Source organism: Streptococcus sp. ELY_125 (assembly GCF_058314535.1).
In genome coordinates this window covers 40,438-46,817 of the sequence record NZ_JBZFUM010000018.1, presented here as the reverse complement: position 1 = coordinate 46,817, position 6,380 = coordinate 40,438, and the positions used below count along the sequence as shown (strand labels likewise).

At 42.7% G+C, this 6,380-nt stretch carries 5 protein-coding genes and 3 pseudogenes; all 8 read left to right on the top strand.

The features are described from left to right. A pseudogene (locus AC4HAL_RS08085) lies at positions 1 to 114 on the top strand (IS30 family transposase); the annotation flags it as partial. Positions 115 to 122: 8 nt separating this feature from the next. Beyond that, a pseudogene (locus AC4HAL_RS08080) lies at positions 123 to 590 on the top strand (nitroreductase family protein); the annotation flags it as partial. Between the two features lie 281 nt (positions 591 to 871). Then, positions 872 to 1,948 (top strand): glutamate 5-kinase, encoded by a 1,077-nt coding sequence (gene proB / locus AC4HAL_RS08075; protein ID WP_491093739.1) that lies wholly within the window; start codon positions 872 to 874, stop codon positions 1,946 to 1,948. Between the two features lie 12 nt (positions 1,949 to 1,960). Next, positions 1,961 to 3,205 carry a glutamate-5-semialdehyde dehydrogenase gene (locus AC4HAL_RS08070; RefSeq protein ID WP_491093738.1) on the top strand — a complete coding sequence of 415 codons (1,245 nt, stop codon included), beginning with the start codon at positions 1,961 to 1,963 and terminating at the stop codon, positions 3,203 to 3,205. A gap of 9 nt (positions 3,206 to 3,214) precedes the next feature. Next, positions 3,215 to 4,003 (top strand): pyrroline-5-carboxylate reductase, encoded by a 789-nt coding sequence (gene proC, locus AC4HAL_RS08065; RefSeq protein ID WP_491093737.1) that lies wholly within the window; start codon positions 3,215 to 3,217, stop codon positions 4,001 to 4,003. A 47-nt stretch (positions 4,004 to 4,050) separates the two neighbouring features. Continuing rightward, positions 4,051 to 4,926 (top strand): 16S rRNA (adenine(1518)-N(6)/adenine(1519)-N(6))-dimethyltransferase RsmA, encoded by an 876-nt coding sequence (rsmA, locus tag AC4HAL_RS08060; protein WP_491093736.1) that lies wholly within the window; start codon positions 4,051 to 4,053, stop codon positions 4,924 to 4,926. Between the two features lie 195 nt (positions 4,927 to 5,121). Beyond that, positions 5,122 to 5,886, top strand: a complete 765-nt coding sequence (locus tag AC4HAL_RS08055) for a DpnI domain-containing protein (RefSeq protein WP_491093735.1) — start codon at positions 5,122 to 5,124, stop codon at positions 5,884 to 5,886. A 73-nt stretch (positions 5,887 to 5,959) separates the two neighbouring features. After that, positions 5,960 to 6,363, top strand: a pseudogene (locus tag AC4HAL_RS08050) (hypothetical protein). The last annotated feature ends 17 nt before the right edge of the window (positions 6,364 to 6,380 follow it).

Below are 6,380 nucleotides of genomic sequence, written 5' to 3'. Positions count from 1 at the left end.
ACCATTTTATCAGCTATAGCTGATAGGAGAAACAAGATTCCTAGAAAATCTCTAAATTATCAAACACCTTATCATGTTTTTCTGAGTCAGGTGAAACTGTCCAACTTAATTTGACAATTTAAGTTGTTAAAAATAAAGAGAAGCAAAAAGAATTGAGGAAATTATCAGCTAATCAGCCGCAGGTTGAGACAGCCTCCGTAGTGTTTCTCTTATTTGGTGATAAAAAGGCCTATGACTTAGAGTGGTGGCAAGATTTTCATGTGGAAAAAGGTACTGTTACAAAAGTGGAGGCAGCTGTCCGCTCAGAGCGGATAGGTCAGTATTTTTCTCTTCACCCAGAGGATAAGGATGTTGAAGGCTTACGACTGGATGTTGGTCTCTTTGCTATGAACCTCATGCATGTTGTCCGTGCCTATGGTTATGACAGTGTGCCAATGAGAGGAGTGGATTTTGAAGCAATGAAGGACTACCTAAAACTCTCTTCTGATTGGGAACCTATTTTAATGCTGGCTGTGGGGAAAGCTTTGAAATCTGGTTACCCGCATATCAGACGTTCCCCAGACGATTTTGCGGTTATTATAGAAGAGTAAAGGGAGTAAGAGGGGAAGGGAAAGAATTCAAAAATGGAAAATTTGGGGTCGTATCCTCTTGTGTCAAGGGCTTACTCCAAATTAGGAAGACTGGACGAATTTTTGCCCAGTCTTCTTTTTATGGTAGAATAAATAGAAGATACTAGAACATCTTATGAAAATGACCTATTTAACGAGACAGACTGGCTTTTATTGTACTGTTACCAGAGGTAGTAGAAGCAATGAAAAGGAATCTAGAAGAAGTTTTATCTAGAGATAGGCTGCAGAAGGAAAACATTATAATGAAAAAACAAACATTTGTCTTTAAGGTTGGAACAAGTTCTCTGACTCAGAAAAATGGAAATTTGGATCGTATTAAACTAGCCCGTATCACTAACCAGCTGGCCCAGCTCCACCAACAAGGGCATGATATTGTTCTTGTTACATCTGGCTCTATCGCAGCGGGCTTTAGGCGTCTAGGATTTGAGAAGCGTCCCAGAAAAATTGCTGAAAAGCAAGCTAGTGCAGCGGTCGGTCAGGGGCTTTTGATTGAGGAATACACTCAAAATCTCATGAAAGACAGCATTGTGGCGGCCCAGATTTTATTGACTCAGGATGACTTTGCGGATGATCGTCGTTATAAGAATGCCTCTCAAGCTCTGCAGGTTTTACTGCGTCAGCGGGCTATTCCTATCATTAATGAAAATGATACCATTGCTATTGAGGAGATTAAGGTCGGAGACAATGATACGCTCTCAGCTCAGGTTGCTTCCTTGGTCAAGGCGGATCTTCTGGTTATCCTGACTGATGTCGATGGACTCTACTCTGACAATCCTAGTAAAAATCCTGAGGCTAAGCATTTTGATAAAGTCGTCAACATCACGGATGATCTCTTTGAAATGGCTGCTGGTACTGGCAGTAGCAATGGGACCGGTGGTATGACCACTAAACTTCAGGCTGCTCAGATTGCGACTAAGTCCGGTGTACCAGTTTATATTTGCTCGTCTAAGAAAGATACGGCTCTCCTGCAAGCGGTTGGTCAGACTAATCGGGGCACTCTTTTCTTGGCAGATGAAGCGGGGATGAGCCAACGTGAGCAGTGGATGGCTTTCTATGCCCGAACAGAAGCTTATGTAGAGATTGACAAGGGAGCCAAGGAAGCTTTGGATGACCATGGGAATAGTTTACTGGCAGCAGGCATTACCAAGGTCAGTGGTGATTTTGAGGTCGGCGATATTGTAGAGGTCTACAATCAGCCCCAGCATGATTTGCTTGGTAAAGGACGTGCCAAGATGTCTTCGCAAGAATTACGAGACCTGTTGCTTCAAGAGCATGCTAAGGGAGTTTTTATTCACCGCAATGACTGGGTGGCTCTATAAGAAAGGGATAATATGACATCAACACAAGAATTATTAGATAGTCTGCTAGCTCATAAAGCGGCTATCAATCTGGCCAGTACGACCCAGAAAAACGAGGCGCTTGAGGCCATGGCTGCAGCCTTGGAAGAGCATATACCAGCTATTTTGGCCGCAAATGAAGCAGATATGGCCGCAGCCCAGCAGGGTTCTATCAGTCCGGTTATGCAAGACCGCCTGCTGTTGACAGAAAAGCGCATCCAAGAGATGGCTGCAGGTATTCGAGCCCTGATCTCTTTGACTGACCCAGTTGGTCTGATTTTGGAAGAAAATATGGCTTCCAACGGGATGAAGATCGTCAAGCGCTCCCTACCTTTTGGATTGATTGGCATGATTTATGAAAGTCGGCCTAATGTGACCTCCGATGCAGCAGCCCTAGCCATCAAAAGCGGTAATGCTGTCATTTTGCGCGGCGGTAAGGAGGCTTTTCGCTCGGCCAATGCGATTGTTTTAGCCCTGAAGGCCGGTTTGGAAAAGGCGGGTATTGCTCCTGAAGTGATTGAATTGGTTCAGGATACCAGCCGTACTTCAGCGACTGAGTTAATGACTGCCAAGGGCAAGATTGATCTCTTAGTTCCTCGGGGCGGAGCAGGTTTGATTCGGGCTGTTGTGGAGCAGGCTACCGTGCCAGTTATCGAGACAGGGACGGGAATTTGCCATGTTTATGTAGATGCTGACGCTGATTTGGATAAGGCGGTAGCTATCGTTGTCAACGCTAAAACTAGCCGGCCATCAGTCTGTAATGCTGAGGAGGTCCTTTTGGTGCATGAGGCTGTTGCCAGCGACTTCCTGCCTAAGTTGGAGCAAGCTCTGGCCGGAGAGGTAGAGCTGCGTGCTGATGAGCAAGCTTTGGCCTATTTAAGCAGCGCTCATCCAGCCGGCGTAGATGACTTTGATACGGAATTTTTAGACTTTATTTTGGCTGTTAAGGTGGTTTCTGATGTAGCTGAGGCCGTAGAGCATATCGCCCAGCATTCGACGGGGCACAGTGAAGCTATTGTGACAGAGAATACTAAAGCTGCGGATTACTTTACCCAGTTGGTAGATTCAGCAGCTGTCTATGTCAATGCATCGACTCGTTTCACTGATGGCGGACAGTTCGGTTTGGGTTGTGAATTGGGAATTTCAACGCAGAAAATGCATGCGCGCGGCCCTATGGGCTTGCGTGAAATGACAACCTACAAATACATCATTACAGGTAATGGTCAAATTCGAGAATAGGAGACAGACATGAAGATTGGTTTTATCGGTTTGGGCAACATGGGGGGAGCTATTGCAGAGTCAGTAGCCAAGCTTGAAGTCCACGAACTCTTACTCAGTGATCATAACCAAGTCAAGGCCGAACAGATCCAAAAAGCCTGTGGTGGTGAGATTTTATCTAATGAGACGCTTATTGAACAGGCTGATCTAGTTTTTCTCGGCATTAAGCCACAATTTATAGCACCTATTTTGGAGGACTTATCAGAAACTATTGCTCATAATCCTGACACTGTTTGGGTCTCCATGGCTGCTGGTGTTACAATTGAGCAATTGTCAACTTATCTGCCAACTGAAAAGATTGTTCGTATGATGCCTAATACCCCAGTGGCTATCAGTCAGGGAATGACCACATTTACCACCCGCAATCCTCAATTGGAATTGCTTTTTGAAGAGGTGATGGTCGAATCTGGACAAGTTCAGAAGATTCCAGAAAAGCTGATAGATGCAGCAACAGCTATTGCTGGCTGCGGACCGGCTTTTGTCTATGAGATTATCGACACCTTGACTCAAGCTGGTGTACAAAATGGTCTCAGTGCAGTAACAGCTAGACGCTTGGCAGCTCAGACCCTGCTTGGAGCTTCTCAAATGGTGCTTGAGTCAGACAGGCATCCGTCTCAATTACGAGATGAAGTGACGTCACCCGGCGGTTCAACGATTGCTGGCTTGCTGGCTATGACTCAAGCTGGCCTGCAAGCTTCACTGATCCAAGGGATTAATCAAGCCTTGGAGCGCACTAAAGAACTGACTAAAGATAAGTAGCCCTCAGTTTACCAGTATTTAGTTCCTTAAGAGAAGAAAGATTAGTCATGAAAATCGCAGATAAAACCGTTACCCGCGCCATTTTAGAGCGTCATGGGTTTACCTTTAAAAAATCCTTCGGTCAGAACTTTTTGACCGATACCAATATTTTACAGAAGATTGTTGACGTGGCAGAGGTTGACCAGAACGTCAATGTCATTGAGATTGGCCCCGGCATCGGGGCTTTGACCGAGTTTTTGGCGGAGAAGGCTGCTGAGGTCATGGCTTTTGAGATTGATGAGCGTCTCATTCCGATTTTGGCAGATACCCTGCGTGATTTTGACAACGTGCAGGTAATCAATCAAGATATCCTCAAGGCGGACTTGCAAACACAAATTCAAAACTTTAAAAATCCTGACCTACCTATCAAAGTTGTAGCCAACCTGCCTTACTACATCACCACGCCAATTTTGATGCACTTAATTGAGAGTAGGATTCCCTTTCAAGGGTTTGTAGTCATGATGCAAAAAGAAGTAGCCGACCGGATTTCAGCCGAGCCTAACACTAAGGCTTACGGGTCGTTGTCGATTGCAGTGCAGTATTATATGGAGACTCAGGTTGCCTTTATTGTACCACGGGCGGTCTTTGTGCCTGCGCCAAATGTTGACTCAGCCATCCTTAAAATGGTACGCCGCAATCAGCCTTTGGTGGAAGTGCAAGATGAAGATTTCCTTTTTGATGTCGCAAAAGCCAGCTTTGTGCACCGTCGGAAAACCTTGTGGAATAATTTAACCAACCGCTTTGGCAAGTCAGAAGATATCAAAGCTAAATTGGAAGCCGCTTTGGAACAAGCTGAACTCCAGCCATCTATCCGTGGCGAAGCCTTGTCTATTATGGATTTTGCTAGATTGGCAGATGCGTTGAGAGAGACTGGATTAAAATAGAAATTGAGAGAGAAAATAATCAATGACCTTACAGCCTTTTACAAAATGAACAGGTGGGAAACGACAGTTACTACCAACATTACATGCCTACCGATCAGAAAGATTTAAAAGAATATATACAAGAAGGTCATTAGTCATATTATTTAGATTTAATTTGAAGACTTTTGTCACTATTAAAGTCATTTTGGGGTTCCTATGCAGTTACAATTCAATTTAGATTTAGTTGAAGGTTATAGCAATAATAGTCAAAAGGCTCGTATTCTAACTGAAGATTGGGTCGACAGGCAATCTTACTGTCCAAATTGTGGTCAAGAGCCTTTGACTCATTTTGAAAATAATCGTCCTGTGGCTGATTTTTTCTGTCCTAATTGTTCAGAAGAATTTGAGTTGAAAAGTAAACAGGGTAAATTTTCAACAATCATAACTGATGGTGCTTATACAACTATGCTTGAACGAGTCCAAGCTGATAATAATCCCAATTTTTTCTTTTTGACCTATTCAAAGAATTATGAGGTTCAAAATTTTCTAGTACTGCCAAAACAATTTATAACAAAAAGCGCTATTATCAAGAGAAAGCCTCTCGCACCAACCGCTAAAAGAGCAGGTTGGATAGGTTGTAATATTGATTTATCACAAGTACCCTCAAAAGGAAAAATATTTCTTGTTAAAAATGGTAAAGTTAGAGAACCTGAATTAGTTTCGAAAGAATTTGGAAAAACTCTCTTTCTAAGAACACAATCTCTTACTACTAGAGGGTGGCTTTTAGAAATCCTTAAATGCATAGACAAAATAGAAAAAAATGAATTTACTCTTGAAAAAATGTACAGTTTTGAGAGTGAATTAAAATTAATTTTTCCTAATAATAATCATATAAAGGACAAGATTCGCCAGCAGTTGCAAATTCTTAGAGATAAAGGAGTTATAGAGTTTATAGGGAGAGGACGATACAGAAAAGTATGAAATTGAAATTACTAAAATATTATCTCATGTTGTTTCGATTAAAAGTGATAGTGAAATAGAAGCAGGTGAGCTTATGAAACTAATAAAGATTTTAGCGGGTCTCTGTTCCAGTCTTTATATCATACAGGCTGGCTTACATTTTCTCATTTTGTTGGGACTTCCTTTGGGTGGCTTCTTTTTTGGCGGGCTTTATACCGTCTTTCCGCTTTGGCTAAGACCTGCCAATCTCTTTTTTTGTTTTGCCTGGTCGTTTTTTGCCTATTTTTATTTGGCTTATGGACAGATTCTTACCAGCTGCTGGACAAAAGAAGACAGGATCTTATCATGGTGATGATGACTAGTCTAGCCCTCATGGCTACTGTTTTTAATCTCTTTATTAGTAGCAGTCTGCTTGAGAAATATGGAACCGGCAGTATGACAGCCTTGACCTTTTTACTGAGTTGCTGCTTGCTCACCTTATCAAAAAAATCCCGCTGAACGAGCAGGATTTTTTA